General features: G+C 31.8%; 16 protein-coding genes, 1 riboswitch and 1 other annotated feature. All 16 genes read left to right on the top strand.

The window, feature by feature from the left end:
- The first annotated feature begins 357 nt into the window (after positions 1 to 357).
- Positions 358 to 564, top strand: a complete 207-nt coding sequence (locus C820_RS01080; protein WP_004036111.1) for an alpha/beta-type small acid-soluble spore protein — start codon at positions 358 to 360, stop codon at positions 562 to 564.
- A gap of 331 nt (positions 565 to 895) precedes the next feature.
- Positions 896 to 6,853 carry an S-layer homology domain-containing protein gene (locus tag C820_RS01075; RefSeq protein ID WP_162213061.1) on the top strand — a complete coding sequence of 1,986 codons (5,958 nt, stop codon included), beginning with the start codon at positions 896 to 898 and terminating at the stop codon, positions 6,851 to 6,853.
- A gap of 171 nt (positions 6,854 to 7,024) precedes the next feature.
- Entirely contained in the window at positions 7,025 to 8,260 is a 1,236-nt protein-coding gene (locus tag C820_RS01070; RefSeq protein ID WP_004036121.1) for a DEAD/DEAH box helicase, read from the top strand.
- Positions 8,253 to 8,546, top strand: coding sequence for a DUF1292 domain-containing protein (locus C820_RS01065; protein WP_004036123.1), 294 nt, complete (start codon positions 8,253 to 8,255; stop codon positions 8,544 to 8,546). The genes C820_RS01070 and C820_RS01065 overlap by 8 nt, the downstream gene beginning before the upstream one ends.
- 116 nt (positions 8,547 to 8,662) lie before the next feature.
- Positions 8,663 to 9,910 carry a phosphatidylinositol-specific phospholipase C/glycerophosphodiester phosphodiesterase family protein gene (locus tag C820_RS01060; protein ID WP_004036125.1) on the top strand — a complete coding sequence of 416 codons (1,248 nt, stop codon included), beginning with the start codon at positions 8,663 to 8,665 and terminating at the stop codon, positions 9,908 to 9,910.
- 80 nt (positions 9,911 to 9,990) lie between these two features.
- Positions 9,991 to 10,100: riboswitch (TPP riboswitch) on the top strand.
- A 118-nt stretch (positions 10,101 to 10,218) separates the two neighbouring features.
- Positions 10,219 to 10,713, top strand: coding sequence for an energy coupling factor transporter S component ThiW (gene thiW, locus C820_RS01055; protein WP_004036127.1), 495 nt, complete (start codon positions 10,219 to 10,221; stop codon positions 10,711 to 10,713).
- A 15-nt stretch (positions 10,714 to 10,728) separates the two neighbouring features.
- A complete protein-coding gene (gene thiD / locus C820_RS01050) occupies positions 10,729 to 11,535 on the top strand; it encodes a bifunctional hydroxymethylpyrimidine kinase/phosphomethylpyrimidine kinase (RefSeq protein ID WP_004036129.1) in 807 nt (268 codons plus the stop codon).
- 354 nt (positions 11,536 to 11,889) lie between these two features.
- On the top strand, positions 11,890 to 13,176 hold the full coding sequence (locus C820_RS01045; protein ID WP_004036131.1) for an LCP family protein: 1,287 nt from the start codon (positions 11,890 to 11,892) through the stop codon (positions 13,174 to 13,176).
- A gap of 150 nt (positions 13,177 to 13,326) precedes the next feature.
- Positions 13,327 to 13,586, top strand: a binding site (T-box leader).
- Between the two features lie 115 nt (positions 13,587 to 13,701).
- Positions 13,702 to 14,724: a methionine ABC transporter ATP-binding protein gene (locus tag C820_RS01040; protein WP_004036133.1), complete on the top strand. Its 1,023-nt coding sequence runs from the start codon at positions 13,702 to 13,704 to the stop codon at positions 14,722 to 14,724.
- 34 nt (positions 14,725 to 14,758) lie between these two features.
- Positions 14,759 to 15,445 (top strand): methionine ABC transporter permease, encoded by a 687-nt coding sequence (locus C820_RS01035; RefSeq protein WP_004036135.1) that lies wholly within the window; start codon positions 14,759 to 14,761, stop codon positions 15,443 to 15,445.
- Positions 15,446 to 15,471: 26 nt separating this feature from the next.
- Positions 15,472 to 16,347: a MetQ/NlpA family ABC transporter substrate-binding protein gene (locus C820_RS01030; RefSeq protein WP_004036137.1), complete on the top strand. Its 876-nt coding sequence runs from the start codon at positions 15,472 to 15,474 to the stop codon at positions 16,345 to 16,347.
- Between the two features lie 512 nt (positions 16,348 to 16,859).
- Positions 16,860 to 17,651, top strand: coding sequence for a VanW family protein (locus C820_RS01025; RefSeq protein WP_004036139.1), 792 nt, complete (start codon positions 16,860 to 16,862; stop codon positions 17,649 to 17,651).
- A gap of 117 nt (positions 17,652 to 17,768) precedes the next feature.
- Complete coding sequence (locus tag C820_RS01020; protein ID WP_004036141.1) at positions 17,769 to 18,683, top strand: ribonuclease Z; 915 nt, start codon at positions 17,769 to 17,771, stop codon at positions 18,681 to 18,683.
- Between the two features lie 155 nt (positions 18,684 to 18,838).
- The gene (locus C820_RS01015; RefSeq protein WP_004036143.1) at positions 18,839 to 19,393 is read left to right on the top strand and encodes an RNA polymerase sigma factor; all 555 of its coding nucleotides are present in this window, start codon (positions 18,839 to 18,841) and stop codon (positions 19,391 to 19,393) included.
- Positions 19,390 to 19,965, top strand: coding sequence for an anti-sigma factor family protein (locus tag C820_RS01010; RefSeq protein WP_004036145.1), 576 nt, complete (start codon positions 19,390 to 19,392; stop codon positions 19,963 to 19,965). Before C820_RS01015 ends, C820_RS01010 begins: the two co-directional genes overlap by 4 nt.
- Complete coding sequence (locus C820_RS01005; RefSeq protein WP_004036147.1) at positions 19,962 to 20,696, top strand: hypothetical protein; 735 nt, start codon at positions 19,962 to 19,964, stop codon at positions 20,694 to 20,696. Before C820_RS01010 ends, C820_RS01005 begins: the two co-directional genes overlap by 4 nt.

The following is a 20,696-nucleotide window of genomic DNA, read 5'->3' as shown; positions in this document are numbered from 1 at the left end:
AAAAGGAGTGAATTTTAAATAATATCTCATTAAAAAGTAGTATAAAAATACAATTATTGGTATGTGTTAAAAATATTAATAAAGTGTAAAAAAAGAAAATGAACATATTTTCAAAAAAAAGTAATATATTTATTTTTCTAATATTTTGGTAGATGTATCTTTTTTTGATACAATAATGTTTTTGAATATAAAATGCTGTCTAATAAAGTGGAAAAAAGTGTTTGTATGAAATTTTTTGACTGAGCCATACTAACAGTGCAATGAAAATAACACTTAAAAATCATATTAAAAAAGGATTTGTGTTGTTTTGATTGCAATATAAAAATTTATATTTGTAATTATAGGGAGGTAACAATTATGGCGACAAGTAGAAACAGAAAAGCAGTACCAGAAGCAAGGGCGGCATTAGAACAGTTTAAATATGAAGTAGCGAGTGAAATTGGTGTACCATTAAAAAAAGGATATAATGGTGATTTAACATCTGCACAAAATGGATATGTAGGCGGATATATGGTTAAAAAAATGATTGAAGCACAAGAAAAGAAAATGGCTGGAAAACAATAACAATGATGAAACGGGGCGAAATGCCCCGTTTTTATATGCAAAATTATTTATAAATGGTAATAAATACTAAAAAAGTAGAGAATGTTTTACATTTGGTTTTTTGTTTGTTACATTTTTCTTTCAAATACATAAAATGAGTTGTAAATTTTGACCAATCGTTGTATTCTTATCATATAAATAGTAAAAGGTATCATGTCCATTTCATAAAATATTGTATCAAAAATGACAGAAAAAAATGGTAATTTTTAATGCAGTATCATACTGTATATTTAAAAGGGTTTTATAAAACTCTTGTGTTAAAATTTAGTATAGAAAAGGGGGTTATTTTATTATGAAAAGGACAAAGAAAAGTTATTTATCATCATTTATGGCCATGATACTTTTTGCTAGCACAATGACAATATCATCGGTACCTACTGTAACAGCACTTGCTGCAACAGATACTAATGGTCATTGGGCAGAAAGCACCATAAATAAATGGACAGCAAGTGGACATATCAGCGGATATCCAGATGGCACTTTTAGACCTAATAATGCTATAAGTCGTGCAGAGTTTGTTACATTAGCAAATAAAGCATTTAGCTACAATGTACCTACAAGTATTTCTTTTAAAGATTTAGATACATCACATTGGGCATATAGCGAAATACAAAAAGGTGTTTCTGCAGGATATATTAAAGGAGATGCAGCAGGTACATTTCGTCCAGGTGCAGCCGTAACAAGACAAGAAGCTGCTGTTATGATGGCACAAATTAAAAAATTGCAACAAAATGCCAATAGTGCATTGAGTTATACAGATTATAATTCTATTGCAAACTGGGCAAAGCCATATGTAGGAGCGGTTTCTAATGTCAAAATTATGCAAGGTTTTCCAAATGGTGCATTTAGACCACAAACATCTATGACAAGAGCAGAAGCTGTTACAGCATTAGAAAATGCTATATTTGCACCAACGCAGTCTTCTAATGGCTCATCATCTTCTACAAAACCAGATTATAATACAAACACAAACACAAATACAAATATAAATTCTGGTTCTTCAAATTCGAATTCAAATTCTTCTAGTTCTTCAAGCTCTGCTTCTGATTATACATTAGAAGATAGTTCATTGAGAAATAGAACAATAGATGGTAATTTGATAATATCTAGTTCATTGGGTAGTAAAGATGTTACATTGAATGGTGTAACAGTAAAAGGCACTGTAAAAATACAAGGCGGTAGTACTATAAAAGCACAGTCTTGTGATTTTAATAAAGTAGAAATGGATAAGAGCGGTGTCACACTTAATGCAAGTAATAATACAAAAATTAGAAATTTAGAATATTTGCAAAGGGGAAAAATAGAAGGTTCTGGATATGAAAATGTGTATGTACAAGACAGTAGTTTATCAGAAGCAACTGTTGATGCTACAGTAAAATATTTAGAATTGGATACAGATGCAAATTTAAAATTGTACAAAAATGCAGATGTTGCTACATTGGAAGTAACATCAAATGCAAAAGATGGTGAAGTCACATTTACAAGTGGTGCAGAAGTAGATGATATGACAATACGAGGAAGAATACGCATTTATGGTAAAGGCGACATCAATGATATGACAACATATGTAAGTGGTATTCGTTCTAGTGTAAAACCAGATAGAGTAACTACAAGAGGAGATGGAGAAAAACCATCTTATACCAGTGGAGAAAGTGGAAGTTCTTCTTCAAATAATGGCTCTGACTATGACGATTTAACATTAGACCGTGAAGATAGAAAATATGATGCAGATGGAGAAAGATACCATAATGTATCTATTGAAGCAGACGGTGTTACATTAAGAGATGCCATTGTATATAATCGCTTGACAATTACAAGAGATGTAGAAGATGGCGAGGTTATATTAGATGATGTTAGAGTACGTGGTGATGTTTATATTTATGGTGGCGGCGAAAACTCTGTTATATTCCGCAACTGTGATATACAAGGCGACATTATAAGCTATAAAGATACAGATGATAGCAGATATGGAGATGAGCCTGTTGCATTAGAATTTGAAGATGGTACTGATGTAGATGGCGACATCAAAGTAAGAGGCGACACCATTATTAGAGCCGAAAGTGATATTAAATTAGATAATATCATAGTAGATAGAAAATTAAGTGAAGATTTGATTATTGATGCAAAAGTAAATACATTAAAATTAGTTGGAGATTGTGATGTTAGAATAACAGGCAGAAGTAAAATTGATAAAGTAGACATCAATTCTAATAGAGATATTACGCTTCGCATGGAAACTGGCAGTTATATCAATTTGATAGACTCTAATTCTGATTTGACAATAAGAGGAAATGGTACTGTAAAAACAATTAGAACAAGTAAAACTGTTACAACAGACAGCGGTATTGTAAATGATGACCAAACATCAACATTTGTTGCAGTAACAGATATATTAGGTATTCCAAGTATACAATCCTCTTATAGCTTGACATTATCTCCTAGCGTACAACCAACAAATGCTTCTTATCAAACTGTAAAATGGAGTATAGATAGTGGATTAAATACAGCAGGAGCAAGTATTTCTGATGATAGAGTGTTAACTGCAACAAAAGATGGTCAAGTACGCTTGCTTGCAACAATAGATAATGGTAAAGCCATTGGTACAGCATATACAAAGAGCTTTACAGTAACATTCTCTTATGGTAGTGGTACAGTGACACCACCAGAACCATCTACACCAGTAACAGTAAACAAAATTACAAAGAGTGATAATAGAACAAGCTATAAAGCAAATGATACAATAGAATTATTTGCAGATATTAAAGGTGGTACATTAGGAACAGATAAAGTAATATGGGAGTCATCAGATACAAGCTATGTTACTGTAACACCAGATAATACAGATAGTACAAAAGCAACAGCAAAAGTATTAAAAACAGATAATAGCGGTGCAAAAGACATTACAATTACAGCAAAAGTAGGAAATACAACACCTGCTTCTATTGTCATAAAAGTGCAAGCAGAAGGGACAATAGATACTACTAAAACAACAATAAGTAGAATTACAATAACAGGAAATAATGGTGCAAATGTTAATGCAGCACAAAATAGAAATGTATTTACTGCAACAGCAACGTTGAATAGAGAGTTACAAGAAGGGGAAAGTATAGAGTGGTCATTTGGTGGAACTATAGCGAATACTGTAGCAACAATACTACCAAGTACAACTACAAATACAGATCCAAAAATAAAAACAGCTACAATAACTATTGGAGAAAGTGCACAAACAAATTCTGAGCAAGAATTAACAATACAAGCACGAGTAATTAATGGTAACCCTGTTATATTTACAGCATCACAAAAAATTAAAATTGCAGCAACTGAAGGCTCAACAAATCCACCAGCAACAACAGCAGCAGGTTTAGATAATATAACAGCAACTCCAGAAACTATAAATCTAAATGATCAAGATAAAACATCAAAATTATCAGTAGGTATCACTAATGTAAGTGATACAACAGGATATAGTGTAGATTGGAGTGTAAATAATGCAAATGCGACACTTCCAACTACAAAAAATACAACTTTTGATAGTGAAAAAAATACAGAAATAACATTAACAGCAGTATCAGAAGGAAAAGTAATTGTAACAGCAACATTAAAGAAAGATGGAGTAGCAGTAACACCAGAAGTTAAAAAAACAAAGGAAATTACAATTACAAACATTCCACCAGCAGATGGTGTAACTTTAAGTGCCATAACAGTAGACCCAGAAAAATTAGTTGCTGGTGCTCAGAATGCAGGAGTAGCGTCTGTAAGTATTTCTGAGACTGTAGAGAATACAGATGATTATAGTGTATATTGGGAGATAAGTAGTAAAGATGGAACGCCGGGATGGTTTGATTTACCTAATTTACCTGATTTACCTGAAAGCCCTACAGGTGCACATTCTATAACTACACAGTTTGGTAATGGTGCGTCGGCACAGCATACAACAACGGCATCATTTACAACAAATCTACAAGAAAGCTCGGAAAAAGTAGAAAAAAAAGGAACGCTAAGTATAAAAGCAACATTAAAGAAAGATGGCAAAACAGTAGGTACATCAGTTGTAAAAGAGATTGAAGTTGATGCACCACAAATGAGTGAAATAACAGCAGATTTAGACAGTATTATATATCCAGATGGTACTCCAACAGCACTATCAGTAAATCTAACTGGTATAAACGAAAAGGATATAGGGGATTATAGTGTAAAATGGGGTGTAGGACATGGAATGGTAACCTTAGTAAATGGTAAACAAGATGAAGCAGATGAAGCTTATATGCTTACACCTTTTGCTAAGGATGATACTGGTAAAATAGTGTCTAGTCAGGCAGTAAGGCAATCAGGTCCAGGAGAAGTGACAATAAATGCAACATTGCTTTATGACAAAAAACCTCTTGGGATATCAATGTCTTCAGAAAAAACCTTGACAGCAATTCCAGCAGTATCCCATGTAGAATTCAATTATGTAACAGTAGGTACAAGTGGTAATACAGTAGATGTTGGTCCAGCATGTAGTATTACATTAGGTACACCATATGATTTAAGTGGAGCAACAGTTGAATCAGGAGGATTAGCACGAGACATTACATGGAAAGTAGATGATGAAGCATTAAAAGTTGAAGGAATGAATTACAGCATAAATAATAATAAATTAACCGTTACTGTAGATATGACTAATGAAACACAAGTTACTATCCCAGAGAATGTAGTAGTTGTAGGGGAAGTAGCACATGGAGTAGGATATAATCAACCATTTGTGGCAAAATTCCGTATTCCTATTGCAAAACCAGAAACACTAACAGCTGATAATATCGTTTTAGTAAAAGATAATGCAATAGTAGGAGTAACTGATACAATTAGTTTATCATCTACTGATAGTACTCCAATTACTGTAAAAGCATTTTTGCAGCCAAAATTTGAAAACAAAAGTTTGACAGTAGAAAGCAGTGATGATGCTGTATTTACAGTTAGTAATGAAAATCCTACTGCTCCAGGAGAGTATACTTTAGAAGCAGTAGCAGTAGGAAATGCTACATTAAAAATAAGTGTTGCAGGTGATGCTAATACAAAAAAAGAATATGCTGTTAAAGTACAAAATGACGCAGCACCATCTACATTCAGTGCTAGGCAGGCAGCTCCTAACAAAATGACAGCAGCACCAAAAGTACAACCGGTTAGCGAAAAGCCATATGTGATTGATATTACATTGCCTACACAAGAGTGTGAAGTAGGTAAAAATTTCGATTTAAGCCAAGCACAATTACAGTCAACAGGCAAAAATAATTTCAATATTAGCTGGATTGTAGGCAGAGGTTATGCTGATATGCCAGATGATACTACTGTATGTATGGATAGAACAGGCAGCGTTGTTATGACAGCGGTTGTTGTGGGCGGTAAAGCTGATGGCGATGTTTATACAAAGGATTTTGAAATTACATTTGTAGAACCAAAATCAGAACCAGTTACAGAAGTACCAGTACAAAAAGAAGAAGTTCCAGTAGTACCAGAACAGAAAGAAGAAACTCCAGAAGTACCAGTACAAAAAGAGGAAACTCCAGAAGTGCCAGCACAGAAAGAAGAAACTCCAGAAGTACCAGTACAAAAAGAAGAAACTCCAGAAGTACCAGTACAAAAAGAGGAAACTCCAGAAGTGCCAGCACAGAAAGAAGAAACTCCAGAAGTACCAGTACAAAAAGAAGAAACTCCAGAAGTACCAGTACAAAAAGAGGAAACTCCAGAAGTGCCAGTACAAAAAGAGGAAACTCCAGAAGTACCAGTACAAAAAGAGGAAACTCCAGAAGTGCCAGTACAAAAAGAGGAAACTCCAGAAGTACCAGTACAAAAAGAGGAAACTCCAGAAGTGCCAGTACAAAAAGAGGAAACTCCAGTAGTACCAGAACAAAAAGAAGAAATACCAGTTGTTACAGTGCAGCCAGAGGATACTCCAACAGTTCCAACACAGCCAGCAGGTACTCAAACAACTCCAGCTGTACCAGCAATACCAGAAGATAAGAGTATTGTGATAAGCACAAAAGGCGAACTTATGACAAATAATGAAATATTGTTGTATGCTAAAAATGCCGATGGTACAGGTACAAATTATCAAAATGCAGTATGGTCTATTGTAAAAGACGATGGAACAAATTCTGTAATTGAGAAAAATGTGCTTGTTGCAAAAAATACAGGTACTGTTGTTATAAAAGTGACTATAGGACACGGTATTCCAAGAATTAGAACAAAAGTAATTGAAATTGCACAATAAAAAATGAAAAAGTCTGTCGGTTTTTCCGACAGATTTTTTTTGTAAAAAAATAAGTGCAATTATATTATAGTGTAATAATATGGATTTTAATGATATTGTATGTTTTTAGTATTGCACTTTTAACAGAAAAAGGCTATAATTTGAAAATACACAAAGAAAGGGAAAAAAAATATGAATGAAAAAAATTTTGTGCAACTGGGTATTTCTCCAGCATTGCAAAAGGGGCTTAACAGTATAGGTATTACTATACCTACACAAATACAACAACAGACAATCCCCCCTATATTAAAAGGTACTGATGTAATAGCACGTTCTGAAACAGGTTCGGGAAAAACATTTGCGTATTTACTTCCTTTAATTCAAAATATAGATTTAGAATTGAGAAAAACACAAATTATAGTAATTACACCAACACATGAATTAGCATCTCAAGTGCAAAAACAAATAGAATTGATTTGTGAAGCATCAGAAATACCTGTAAAAAGTGCTTTGATAATAGGCAGTGCTAGTATGACAAGACAAATAGAAAAATTAAAACAAAAACCACATATTGTAGTAGGCTCAGCAGGACGTATATTGTATTTTATACAACATAAAAAAATTACAGCACATACTGTAAAAACCATTGTATTAGATGAAGGTGACAGGCTTTTAGATGATTTGAATAGAGATAGTGTAAAAGCTGTAATCAAAACAACACTGAAACAAAGACAGTTAATTATATTATCAGCAACGATTACACAACAAACAATACAAAAAGCAAATGAAATAATGAAACCAGATGCTATAAATATTACTATGCAAAATACCAGTGTACCAAAAGAAATATCACATAATTATATTGTGGCAGAAAGAAGACAAAAATTTGTTATGTTGAGAAAAATACTCTCAGCAGAAAAACCTCAAAAGGCTATTGTATTTTTGAATAATGCAGAAAATATTGCTGTAACAGTGGATAAACTTTGTTATCATGGATTAAAAGCAGATGGTATTTATGGAAAAGCCTATAAAACAGAAAGACAATATGCTATAGAAAAATTTAGACAAGGAAATATTGATATATTAGTATCTTCTGACATTGGAGCGAGAGGGCTAGATATAGAAGGTGTTACACATATTATCAATATAGATATACCAGAAGAACCTTCTTACTATTTACACAGAGCTGGCAGAACGGGCAGAAAAGGCCAAAAAGGAAAAGTGATTTCTATTGTAACACCTTATGAAGTAAAATGGATAAAAAAATATCAAAAAACATGGAATATTTCATTTGAACAAAAAGAAATGTCATTTGGAAATTTAATAGATAGCACTAATGTAAAAAAACAAATATCGTATACTAAAAATTTAAAAAACACCAAAAAACAATATATCAAAAAAAATAAAGGAGGTAATCATTATGAATGAAAAAAAATGCAGCTGTGGACATGAACACGACGAGGAATTAGAACTAGAAACAATGACACTAACATTAGATGACGATACTGAAGTAGAGTGTGGTATATTAGGTGTTTTTGAGGTAGAAGGAATAGAACAAAAAGAATATATTGCACTTTTACCATTAGATGGAGAAGAAGTATATTTGTATGAATATAGAGAAAATGGAGAAGAAATTGAATTAGATGTCATTGAAGAAGATGAAGAATTTGAAAAAGTGTCAAATGCCTTTTATGATTTGTATGAAGAAGAATAAAAAAATTGTTAGCAATAAAAGTGGGGAATATTTTTCCCCACTCCATTGCTTTTTTTATATCAATAATACTGTTTATATGAGAAAATATCTCAATATAATATAATGAGGTGAGAAAAGTGAAATTAAAACAGATTGTGACAGTTTTGTTTGTAACAGTATTTTTCTGTACCCCTATTAGAGCTGAACAAAACAAAAAATGGTATGAAGACAATAGATTAGTTGCTCATGCTTTGGGAGCAATAGAAGATAAAAAAGAAACAAATTCTAAAGAAGCTTTTATTCACTCTTGGGAAAATGGTTATAAAGTAATGGAAGCTGATTTTAGTTTTACAAGTGATGGTATTTTAGTAGTAAGACATGATTTTGACCAAGATTCTTATTATAATTTAGAACAAAAAGTAAATGGTTCTACAGAAATGAATAGCAGTCGTTTTAGTAATGAAAAAATTAATTTCCGCTATACTCCTATTACAGCAACACAAATTTTAGCATTATTAGCAGAATATGAAGATGTTTATTTGATTACTGATACAAAATATACTGATACACAAAAAATACAAAAAGAGTTTACAGATATTGTGAATGCAGCTAAAGCAATGGGTAGAGAAGATATATTAAATAGAGTAGTGGTACAGATATATAATACAGAAATGTTAGATACTGTAAAACAAATATATCCTTTTACAAATTGGATATATACACTGTATCAGACACCTAACCCTAATTATGATGATATTGCAACATTCTGTGCTAATAATGGTATTGATGTTGTTACAATCAATTATGAAATAGTGAAAAAAGAAAATATACAAAAATTGACTGCAAAAGGAATTAGAGTATATGCTCATACTGTAAATAGAATGTTAGATTTTAAAATGATGCTGGAAGCAGGCTGTTATGGTATTTATACTGATTACATAAAACCTTATGATTTAGACATTGTAAATATGAAAAAAACACCTTTTTGGTCTGGAAGAATACTAGTCAATCAAAAAGAAATGGCTGTCAATTTTAATACTATTATGGGAAAGGATTATATTAGACTGAGAGATTTTGCAAGTGTTGTTTCAGATACAGAAGCACAGTTTGAAATAAAATATGATAGTAAAACGAATACAGTAAATATTATAAAAGGTGGTGTATATACTTCTATAGGAAATGAAATGCTTCTAGATAATAGTGAGAAATATATTACTAAAAAAAGTAACTATCGTATTGCAGTAGATGGTACAGCTGTAGAAGCACAATGTTATACTATAGATGGCGATTTGTATTTTGATATAGAGCAGCTTGCTCAAATATTGGGTATGACTGCACAAAAGAAACAAGATGGAAAGGGATATATTGTAGCAACAATAACATAAAAAATATTGACAAATAAATAAAACAATAGTATACTATAACAAAATATAGTAAAAACAATGTATATTGTTTTTATTATTATAAATGTTGCTAGGGGTGCCAATGTGGTATTGGCTGAGAATAAAACGAATGTTTTGTACCCTTAAACCTGAACTAGATAATGCTAGCGGAGGGAAGCGGTTTAGTGCAAAATAGGCATAGCAAATAAAGAATGTTTGTTATGCTTTTTTTATTTGAAGCATTTCCCTAGTATAATTTATTTTTACTATATTGTTTGTATTATAATAATTTAGAAAAGGAGAGTATGTTTATGAAAACAAAGAAATTAACAATATCTGCATTACTTATTGCAATAGGTGCTTTGGCAGGGCAACTCATTTATATTCCTATAGGAGCATCAAAATGTTTCCCTGTACAACATACTATTAATGTCCTTTCAGCAGTATTATTAGGGCCATGGTATGGTGTGATAAATGCCTTTTGTATATCTCTTTTGAGGAATTTTATGGGAACAGGTTCTTTAATGGCTTTTCCTGGAAGTATGGTAGGAGCATTATTAGCAGGGCAAATGTATCGTTTGACTAAAAATAATTATATTACTGCATTTGGTGAAATATTTGGTACAGCAATATTAGGCGGATTTTTAGCAGTACCTATAGCAGTATTTATAATGGGTAATGCAGTAGGAGCTTTTGCATATGTTATACCATTTTTAATTAGCACAATGGGAGGAAGTATTATCGCTTTGTTAATATTGCAATCAAATACTTTTGTATCTATAGCTAAAAAGATAGTGGAAGAATAGGGAGGAAAATAAATTATGAAACACGTTTTAACCATTGCAGGAAGTGATACTTGTGGAGGAGCAGGCATACAAGCAGACATTAAAACATTTTCTGCATTGGGTACATATGGTATGAGTGTTATTACAGCAGTTACAGTACAAAATACACAAGGCGTTTTTGACTGTCAAGATATTACACCAGAAATTATAAAAAAACAAATAGATGCTATATTTACAGATATTGAAGTAAGTGCAGTGAAAATAGGTATGGTTTCTAAAATTGAAACGATAAAAGCCATTGCAGAAAAATTAAAACAATATCATGTAAAAAATGTGGTAGTAGACCCTGTTATGATTTCTAAAAGCGGATTTGATTTAATGAAACCAGAGGCAAAACAAACGCTAATTGAAGAATTAATTCCTCTTGCTGATATTGTAACACCTAATTTACCTGAAGCGGAAGTAATAACAGGTATTTCTATAAAGAACTTAAAAGATATGGAAAAGGCAGCAAAAATAATATGTAATATGGGAGCAAAAAATGTACTAATAAAAGGTGGGCATTTGGAAAATGACGCTACTGATGTTTTTTTTGATGGCAAAGAGTGTGTATATTTAGAAGCAAAAAGAATACAAACAAAAAATACACATGGTACAGGCTGCACACTTTCTTCTGCTATAGCAGCAAATTTAGCAAAAGGAAATACAGCAGAACAATCTGTAAAAAATGCCAAAAAATATATTATAACTGCAATAGAACATTCTTTAAATATTGGAAAAGGTGTAGGACCTACAAATCACTTTTATGAATTATATCAAAAAGCAGCAATACAAATAGATTAAAAAGATAAAAAAAGACATCTTAAATAAAATAAGGTGTCTTAGCGTGTTGATAAAGTCGACACGCTAAGTCGAAAACAGGTTTTCGACTTGTTTAAATAGAAGTATAAACAGCTTGTTCCATCGGCTTAAAAGCCTTGAAACTCGCTGTTTTCCTCAGGCGAGCAAAGCTCGCCTTGTGGATTAGAATGGGGAGTTGCACTCCCCATACCCCTTGCTTTTTACGGCAAAATGAGTTTTTTTGACAGACAGAGACATCTTAAATAAAATAAGGTGTCTTTTTTGTACTTTAAAAATATTGTCAAAAAACAATGTTTTATGTTATAGTATTAAAAAATATAATATGGAGGGAAGTTTGTGAGTAAAGAAGAAGAACAAAAAAGAAGGCAACAATATTATAGACAAATGCCACAAATGGATAAAAATAGACAACAGATGGATAGACAACTATCGCAAATGAACTATAGACAATCTGTACATACGAATAAAGCTAGACAACCTCAGCAAATGGGAATGAATAGACAATCTCAACGAATGGGAATGAACAGGCAACCTCAGCAAATGGGAATGAACAGACAATCTCAGCAAATGAATATAGATAGGCAACCTCAACAAATAGGCAGTAATAAGCAATCAGCACAGCTGGGAAGAAGAACACAAAGAAAACAAAACCAACATAGATTAAGAAAAATATTTATTAGAACATTTTTGATTGTATTTTTTGTATTATTTTTAGGAACGGGAGGAGTGTTTGCAGCATTTAAGTATTATACAAAAGATTTAAAAAGAGAAACAATAGATGAAACAGTATTACAAGTAAATGAAGAAAAGAAAATACAATCTGTAGAAATGAAAATTAAAAATATTGCTGTATTTGGTGTAGACTCCAGAAATGGAGAAGATGCAGGAAATTCTGATGCAATTATGATAGTATCTATAGATGGTAATAAAGGAAAGATTAAAATGGTTTCTATTGCAAGAGATACTTATGTGAATTTACCTAATTATGGAAAAACAAAAATAACACATGCCTATTCCTATGGAGGACCAGAATTAGCTATAGCAACATTAAATGAAAATTTTGGTATGGATATTACAGACTATGTTACAGTCAATTTTGAACAATTGGCAGAAATTATAGAACACATGGGTGGTATTGATGTAGAACTAAATGAAGCAGAAAGACAAGAACTTAATAAATATGTTGCACCAGGTGTAGAAAAAATACAACAAACGGGTGCGGTACATCTTAATGGAGAGCAAGCAGTAAGTTATTCCAGAATTAGGAAATGTGATAGTGACGATATGAGAACAAGCAGACAAAGAAAAGTAATGATGTGTTTGTTTGAAAAATTAAAAGAAATAAGTCCTTTTCAGTATCCTTTTTATGTCAAAATACTTATGCCTATGATGGAAACTTCTATGATAGATTCAGAAATATTGCAATTAGCACCTGTTGCTATGAATAAAAATTTGGTACTAGAACAAGACAGTTTTCCAAATGATTATATACAAACAGATGGCTATAAAACAAAAACAGAAGTAGAAGGTGTTGAATTGTGGGTATATCATTATGATTTACAAGAAGCCACAAATATGCTTCAAAAATTTATATATGATGATATACCGTTTGACCAGCAATAAATCTATAATAAAATCTGCCGTCTTTATTAAAAAAGATGGCAGAAATATTTTATTTTTAAGTTTTTTAAAAAGAACAATCACCATAATATCTAAAAATGACTTGACAAATAAAATAAAAAAAGTATAATGAATATCATTAAGTAACGAATAAAAAAGGCAATGAAAAGAAGAGTATGCTTTGAAAAAATCAACAGAGAGTTCTACAATGCTGAAAGGGAACGGTTTGGAAAAAGCAGAACATGGTCTTGGAGCTGCATACTGAAAGCATATTTTATGTAAGTAGGCTATGACGGGAACGCCCGTAACAGCGTTAGAGTGTCAGTTTTTTTTAACTCGCACTTGATGAGGCTCTTATTGTGAGATAAGAGCAAAATAGGGTGGTAACACGAAGCTATGCTCTCGTCCCTATGGAATGTTTTTCCTAGGGAGAGAGTTTTTTTGTGGTTTGATGAGAAAAATAAAAGAATTTTTTGACGATAATAGTATTTAATAAAACAGTAGTATCGTTATTTGAGGTGGTAGCATATGGAACAGCAAGATGTAATTATTGAACTAAGAGAAATGAGTAAATCATTTAAAGTAAAAAATGGTGTAGTACACGCACTGGATAAAATTGATTTAAAAATTAATAGAGGAGAAATATTTGGTATCATAGGTATGAGTGGTGCAGGCAAAAGTACATTAGTAAGATGTATCAATTTGTTGGAAAGACCTACAGAGGGACAAGTGCTATTTGACGGTCAGGACTTAACAGTGTTAAAACCTGCGGATTTAAGACAAGCAAGACGCTCTATGGGAATGATATTCCAGCAGTTTAATCTTTTAATGCAAAAAACTGCACTAGAAAATGTTTGTTTTCCTCTTGAAATTTCTGGTGTAAAAAAAGAAGAAGCTAAAAAAAGAGCAGAAGAATTACTTGAAATTGTAGGATTAGAAGAAAGAAAAAATTCTTATCCTTCACAACTTTCAGGAGGACAAAAACAAAGAGTAGCAATAGCAAGAGCATTGACGACAAACCCCAAAGTATTACTTTGTGATGAAGCAACCAGTGCATTAGACCCTAATACCACAAGAAGTATATTAAAATTATTAAAAGATATAAATAAAAGATTGGGTATTACTGTTGTAATTATAACACATGAAATGAGTGTGATAGAAGAAATTTGTCAGAGAGTGGCAATTATAGACAGCAGTAAAATTGCAGAAATAGGTACAGTAGAAAAAATATTTACTGCCCCAAAATCTAATATAGGAAAACAACTTGTATATAGTGAAAGCAAACCCAAAACACAATTTGATGATACCAATAAAAAATATTGTAGAATTGTATTTGAAGGAGAAACTTCTTTTAAACCAATATTAGCAAATATGATATTAGAATGTAACGATGTTGTAAATATTATGTATGCTAACACTAGAAACATAGACGGGCAGGCATATGGACAAATGATTGTACAGTTACCCCCAGATGATAAAACAGCAAAAAAAATGATAGCATATTTGGAAACACAAGATGTAAATTTTGAACAGTTGTCAGAATTAATTTGATATAGTATATTAAGAAAGGAGAAAGTGACATAGTATGTTTAAAGAGGGCATGTTGCAAGTGCTGGGCGTTGGAATATATGAAACATTATATATGACATTGATTTCTACATTGATGTCTTATGTGATAGGGCTTCCTTTAGGGCTGGCACTTGTATCAACAGATAAAGAAGGATATTTTATTATTCCATTTTTTAATATAAAAATACCTATTATATGGTTCAATAAATTATTAGGCTTTGTAGTAAATATATTGCGTTCTGTTCCATTTTTGATATTATTAATTGCAGTAATGCCTGTTACAAGGGCAATTGTGGGCACTACAATAGGTTCTAAAGCAACCATTGTGCCTTTGGTAATTGCAGCAGCACCTTTTATAGCACGTATGGTAGAGTCTTCTCTTAAAGAAGTAGATAGAGGCGTTATTGAGGCAGCAGAGTCTATGGGAGCATCTCCTTTTCAAATTATGTTTAAAGTACTTCTACCAGAAGCAAGACCTTCTCTTTTAGTAGGGGCAGCCATTTCTATTACAACAATATTAGGTTATTCTGCTATGGCAGGTATTGTAGGCGGTGGCGGATTGGGTGCTATTGCTATGAACTATGGTTATTACAGATATCAGCAAGATATTATGTTTATAACAGTCATACTTCTTGTAGTAATTGTACAAATTATGCAGGAAGTAGGCATGAAAATCGCTACAATGAGCGATAAAAGATTATAAAATGCTTTTAAGGGAGGAAAAAAGAAATGAAAAAAAGAGTATTCGCATTATTGTTAGGTAGTGTATTAGCAGCAGGAGTATTTTCAGGCTGTAGTAGTACAACATCAGAACCAGCACCAACAGATGACCAACAACAAACAGAAGGAGAAGCACCATCACAAACAGAAGGAGAAACAGTTTCTATTAAAGTAGGAGCATCTCCAGCACCTCATGCAGAAATATTAAGACAGGCACAAGAAGCTTTAGCAGCAGAAGGCATTGATATGGAAGTCATAGAATTTTCAGATTATGTACAACCAAATACAGCATTAGAAAGTGGAGAATTAGATGCAAATTATTTCCAACATGAGCCATATTTGATTTCTTTTAATGAAGAACAAGGCACACATTTGGTATCTATAGGAAATGTACATTATGAACCTATGGGTATTTATGGTGGAAAAACAACTTCTTTAACAGATGTTCCAGATGGTGCAAAAGTTGCTGTGCCAAATGATACAACAAATGAAGCAAGAGCGTTACTTTTGTTAGAAGCGAATGGTCTTTTGACAATTAATGCAGATGCAGGTATTAAAGCAACAAAATTAGATATATTGGAAAATCCTCACAATTTAGAAATTATTGAGATGGAAGCAGCACAATTGCCACGTTCTTTACAAGATGTAGATTTAGCTGTTATCAATGGTAACTATGCTGTAGGTGCAGGATTGAATGTTAGTGATGCTTTAGCAAAAGAAGAAAAAGACTCACTTGGTGCACAAACATATCCTAATATTATTGCAGTAAAAGAAGGAAATGAAAGCAGACCAGAACTTCAAAAATTGGTAGAAGCATTGAGAAGCGATGAAACAAAAGATTTTATTGCAGAAAAATATCAAGGTGCAGTAGAGCCTATTGAATAATAAAATGAAAAAAGACGAGAAAGTAGTTGTTTCTCGTCTCAGCGTGTCGATAAAGTCGACACGCTAAGTCGAAAACAGGTTTTCGACTTGTTTAAATAATAGAAGTATAAACAGCGAGTTCCATCGGCTTAAAAGCCTTGAAACTCGCTGTTTTCCTCAGGCGGGCAAAGCTCGCCTTGCGGATTAGAATGGGGAGTTGCACTCCCCATACCCCTTGCTTTTTACGGCAAAATGAGTTTTTTTGACAGACTGAGACGAGAAAGTAGTTGTTTCTCGTCTTTTTTGATTTCGAAAAATAGTATAAATATATTACTTAATTTATTTGTATGATATTATAAATAAAGATATAATAAATAGTATAGTTTTTTGCAAAAAATATTTATATAGCACAGATGTTGCTTGTTCAATTTTTGACAGAATGTGGGAGAGAGAATGTATTGCATATATGGTATAAAACGGTTATAATAAAGAAACAGCATTGCTGTAATATAGAAAACTAGGAGTGAATACATATGCTAAAACCAGTGGCAGATTTATTGGTATTGACTATGATAGCAGGAAATGTGCCTGCAACAGAATTGCCACAAGATAGTACAATACCAGTTGTGTCAGAAAATAGCGTAGCAGAAGAAGAACCATTTATTATAATAGAAGAACCTATGCAAGAATTAACACCAGCAGAAGCTATTCCACAACCAGAAGAACAAATGCCTCAAGAACGTAATTTTGATTATGACATAGCATCTTATACTACAAAATATACAGGAGCAGATACTAACAATAGAAATTATAATATGCACCTTGCTTCAGACTCTATTAATGGTATTATATTAGAGCCAGGAGAAAGTTTTTCTTATAATGATGTCATACTAAAAAATAGCCATAATGGTAAAGATTATAAAGAAGCAGGCATTTATTCAAATGGTAAAGCAGCTACAGGAATAGGAGGAGGAATTTGTCAAATATCTTCCACATTATATCAGGCAGCATTGTATTCTGGTATGACAATTACAGAAAGAAAAAATCATTCTCTACCTGTGGCTTATATGCCTAAGGGTACAGATGCTACAGCATCTTGGGGTAGTATTGATTTTAAATTTAGAAATGATTTAAATGTACCAGTAAAAATAGAGTCTGTTATGCAAAATGGTAAGTTAAAAGTAAGATTTTTGTCAACAGAAAATCCAAATGTAGGTAATATTAAAATAGATGTTATCCACCAAGCAGATGGAGCGTATGTTTTAAAAAGAATAAGAGCAGACGGTACTGTAGACTATACTGCAATGAGCAGATATGGAAATTAATGAATTTATTTTGATGAAAAAGTAGGCAGCTTATAACTAGCCTACTTTTTGTAATTGACAATAAATATATTACACAATTTTATGATATAATCAAATGTAAAAAAAGGAGAGAAAAAAATGTTAGATATTTGTTTATTAGGAACGGGAGGTATGATGCCTATGCCTAACCGTTTTTTAACAGCTATGTTAGCAAGATTAAATGGTAGATTACTTTTGATAGACTGTGGAGAAGGTACACAAGTAAGTATGAAATTGTTGGGGTGGGGATTTAAAACAATAGATGTCATTTGTTTTACACATTTTCATGCAGACCATATTTCAGGATTACCAGGAATACTTTTGACAATAGGAAATGCAGGACGTACAGAACCTCTAACGCTTATAGGAGGAGAAGGATTACAATATGTAGTAGAAGGGCTAAAAAGAATTGCACCAGAATTGCCTTTCCCATTAGAATATATAGAATTAAAAGAGCATGGCCCTAATACTATTGAAGTAAATGGATTTCGTATTTCTTATGTATTGGCTGACCATAGGGTACGTTGTTATGCATATAGAATTGATGTACTTAGAAAAGGAAAATTTGATTTAGAAAGAGCACAACAACAAAATATACCAAAACAAATATGGTCGAAATTACAAAAACAAGGCAGTGTAGTGTGGCAAGGAAAACAATATCATGCTGATATGGTAATGGGAGTAGAAAGAAAAGGTATTTCTGTAGTATACTGTACAGATAGCCGACCAGTGGACAGGCTAATTCCTTTTGCAAAACAAACGGATTTATTTATTTGTGAAGGAATGTATGGAGAAGAAGAAAAAAAGAAAAAAGCAATTGAAAAGAAACATATGATTTTTTCAGAAGCAGCAATGTTAGCAAAACAAGCAAATGTGTCACGTTTATGGTTAACGCATTTTAGCCCTGCACTTTCAGAACCTGAATTGTATTTACAAAATGCTTCAAAATATTTTGAAGGAGCGGAATTAGGAGAAGAAAGAAAAACGATTTCACTTTACTTTACAGAAGAGTAAATGTATAGATTGCAGTTAAAAGTGTATCATGGTAAAATAATAAAAAGTAATACTAAAAAACAAATAAAGTATTTTTTCGTATTTTATAGTAATATGGCATAACATTGATGTATGATGTGATAAAACAGTGTACTGTTTTGAAAAGAGGAAACAATGTGAAGAATGTAGAAGATTATGAATTGATAAAGCAGTCTATTTCTGGTGACCAGTATGCTTTTGCACAGTTATTAAAAAGATATAAAAATCTTGTGTATTCTGTGGTATTGCGTATGGTAAATGATGTAGAACAAGCCAATGACTTAGCACAGGAAATTTTTATAAAATTATATAAAAATTTGGATAAATATCAACCAGAATATAAATTTTCTACATGGCTGATACGCATTAGCACAAATCATGTCATTGACTATCATAGAAAAAGAAAACAAGAAACAGTTAGTATAGAAGAAATTTCTTATGAATTAACAAATGATATGACACCAGAAAAACAATATGTAAAAAAAGAAGAAATAAAACAATTAGAATGTGCCATAAAAACATTACCAGATTTATATAAAATTCCTATTGTATTATATCATCAACAGGGGTTAAAGTATCAAGAAATAGCAGATACAATAGGAGAACCTTTGTCTAAAGTAAAAAACAGAATATTCAGAGGGAGGAAAATGATTAAGGAGAACTTAGAAAAAGGAAAAGGTGAGGGTATATGAAATGTTGTGATGCGGAAAAATATATTATGAAGTATATGGATAGTGAAATAACAAAAAAAGAAGCAGAAGAATTAAACCAGCATATACAACAATGTCAAAAATGTAAAGAAAGTTTTTTATTTTATGATAATATGCTACAAGTATTTGAACAAATGTCCTTATATGAAGCACCAGAAGACTTTGAAAGTAATGTAATGATGCAGATACAAGCATTAGAAAAAATAGAACAAAGAAGTTATGTCAATAATAGAATATTAGGACATATTTGGAGTGTTTTTACAGTACTTTTTGGAACAGGTGCGATATTGGTATTTTATAAACAACCTATTATACAAGCACTTGAAAAAAATGATATTTTAAAGCAATGGGTAAAAAATATAATGCCTATTGAGCAAAATATATCACAGCAGGGGCAAGTGCTTGAAGACATTACAGAAAATGTGATATTATGGATAGATAAAGTATTAGTAAATGGCTTTGGCGTATTACTTTTGTTGCTTTGTATTGTTTGTGCAGTACAATATGTAATATTAAAAAGAAAAAAACAAACAGATAGGATACAACATAAATGAATAAAATGAAAAAATTGAATTTATTTTTAATTTATGTCACAGTAGTAATTGGTATTACGTTGTTGAGAATTTCTAGAGGATACCCTAAAGAATTGGTACAGTTTTTAAGCAGTTTTGTAGAATTAACAGAAAATATTATAGGTTATTTCGGATTAACGAAATTGTTTGATATATTGCATAGTTTTTCTATAAAATGGATATTGTTTTGTATAGGCAGTATACAAATTGCTGTAGGATTTTTAATATTATTTTTGTTCCGAAATATATGGGAACAAGGAGCAATGATACTTTTAAAAAAGAGCGATGAAGTGTTAAAAGCAGGCATTTGTTTGTATGTTATGCTATTTGCAGTAATAGTAATGTTTGTTTATTCTGTAGTAGGATTGCCTATAGGAGCGATATTGCTTTTGTTAAGGCATATCGCAGTAGTATTTGGACGTATTCCTATTGCGATATTTTTGGGCTATTTGCTTTTACAGCAGTTTCAGATAAAAGGAGAAACATATTTATATTATATTATAGGTAGTTTTGTAATGCTTTTGTTTGAAAATGTATATTTGATAGGAAGTGCTTTTTTGTTTTTTGTATTTCCTGTAATAGCATTAGGAGTAGATATGCTTTTGATAGTATATTATTTTGTATATAAATGTAGTTTTACAGTAGAATGGGAACAACAGAAACAAAAATTTGACAGGAATAAAATGAGAAATGTAATAAAGGGGGAAAAGTAA

Source organism: Clostridium sp. MD294, from assembly GCF_000364165.2.
Classification (GTDB): Bacteria; Bacillota; Clostridia; order Lachnospirales; family Anaerotignaceae; genus Coprocola.
Note: the sequence above shows the minus strand (reverse complement) of the source record. Positions and strands in the feature narration are given on the sequence as shown.

What these genes read in the sequence shown, in the direction of transcription:
- C820_RS01070 (WP_004036121.1), top strand. Translation starts at nt 7,025, where the DNA reads ATGAATGAAAAAAATTTTGTGCAACTGGGTATTTCTCCAGCATTGCAA.
- C820_RS01080 (WP_004036111.1), top strand. Translation starts at nt 358, where the DNA reads ATGGCGACAAGTAGAAACAGAAAAGCAGTACCAGAAGCAAGGGCGGCA.
- thiW (WP_004036127.1), top strand. Translation starts at nt 10,219, where the DNA reads ATGAAAACAAAGAAATTAACAATATCTGCATTACTTATTGCAATAGGT.
- C820_RS01065 (WP_004036123.1), top strand. Translation starts at nt 8,253, where the DNA reads ATGAATGAAAAAAAATGCAGCTGTGGACATGAACACGACGAGGAATTA.
- C820_RS01040 (WP_004036133.1), top strand. Translation starts at nt 13,702, where the DNA reads ATGGAACAGCAAGATGTAATTATTGAACTAAGAGAAATGAGTAAATCA.
- C820_RS01005 (WP_004036147.1), top strand. Translation starts at nt 19,962, where the DNA reads ATGAATAAAATGAAAAAATTGAATTTATTTTTAATTTATGTCACAGTA.
- C820_RS01010 (WP_004036145.1), top strand. Translation starts at nt 19,390, where the DNA reads ATGAAATGTTGTGATGCGGAAAAATATATTATGAAGTATATGGATAGT.
- C820_RS01025 (WP_004036139.1), top strand. Translation starts at nt 16,860, where the DNA reads ATGCTAAAACCAGTGGCAGATTTATTGGTATTGACTATGATAGCAGGA.
- C820_RS01030 (WP_004036137.1), top strand. Translation starts at nt 15,472, where the DNA reads ATGAAAAAAAGAGTATTCGCATTATTGTTAGGTAGTGTATTAGCAGCA.
- C820_RS01035 (WP_004036135.1), top strand. Translation starts at nt 14,759, where the DNA reads ATGTTTAAAGAGGGCATGTTGCAAGTGCTGGGCGTTGGAATATATGAA.
- C820_RS01020 (WP_004036141.1), top strand. Translation starts at nt 17,769, where the DNA reads ATGTTAGATATTTGTTTATTAGGAACGGGAGGTATGATGCCTATGCCT.
- thiD (WP_004036129.1), top strand. Translation starts at nt 10,729, where the DNA reads ATGAAACACGTTTTAACCATTGCAGGAAGTGATACTTGTGGAGGAGCA.
- C820_RS01075 (WP_162213061.1), top strand. Translation starts at nt 896, where the DNA reads ATGAAAAGGACAAAGAAAAGTTATTTATCATCATTTATGGCCATGATA.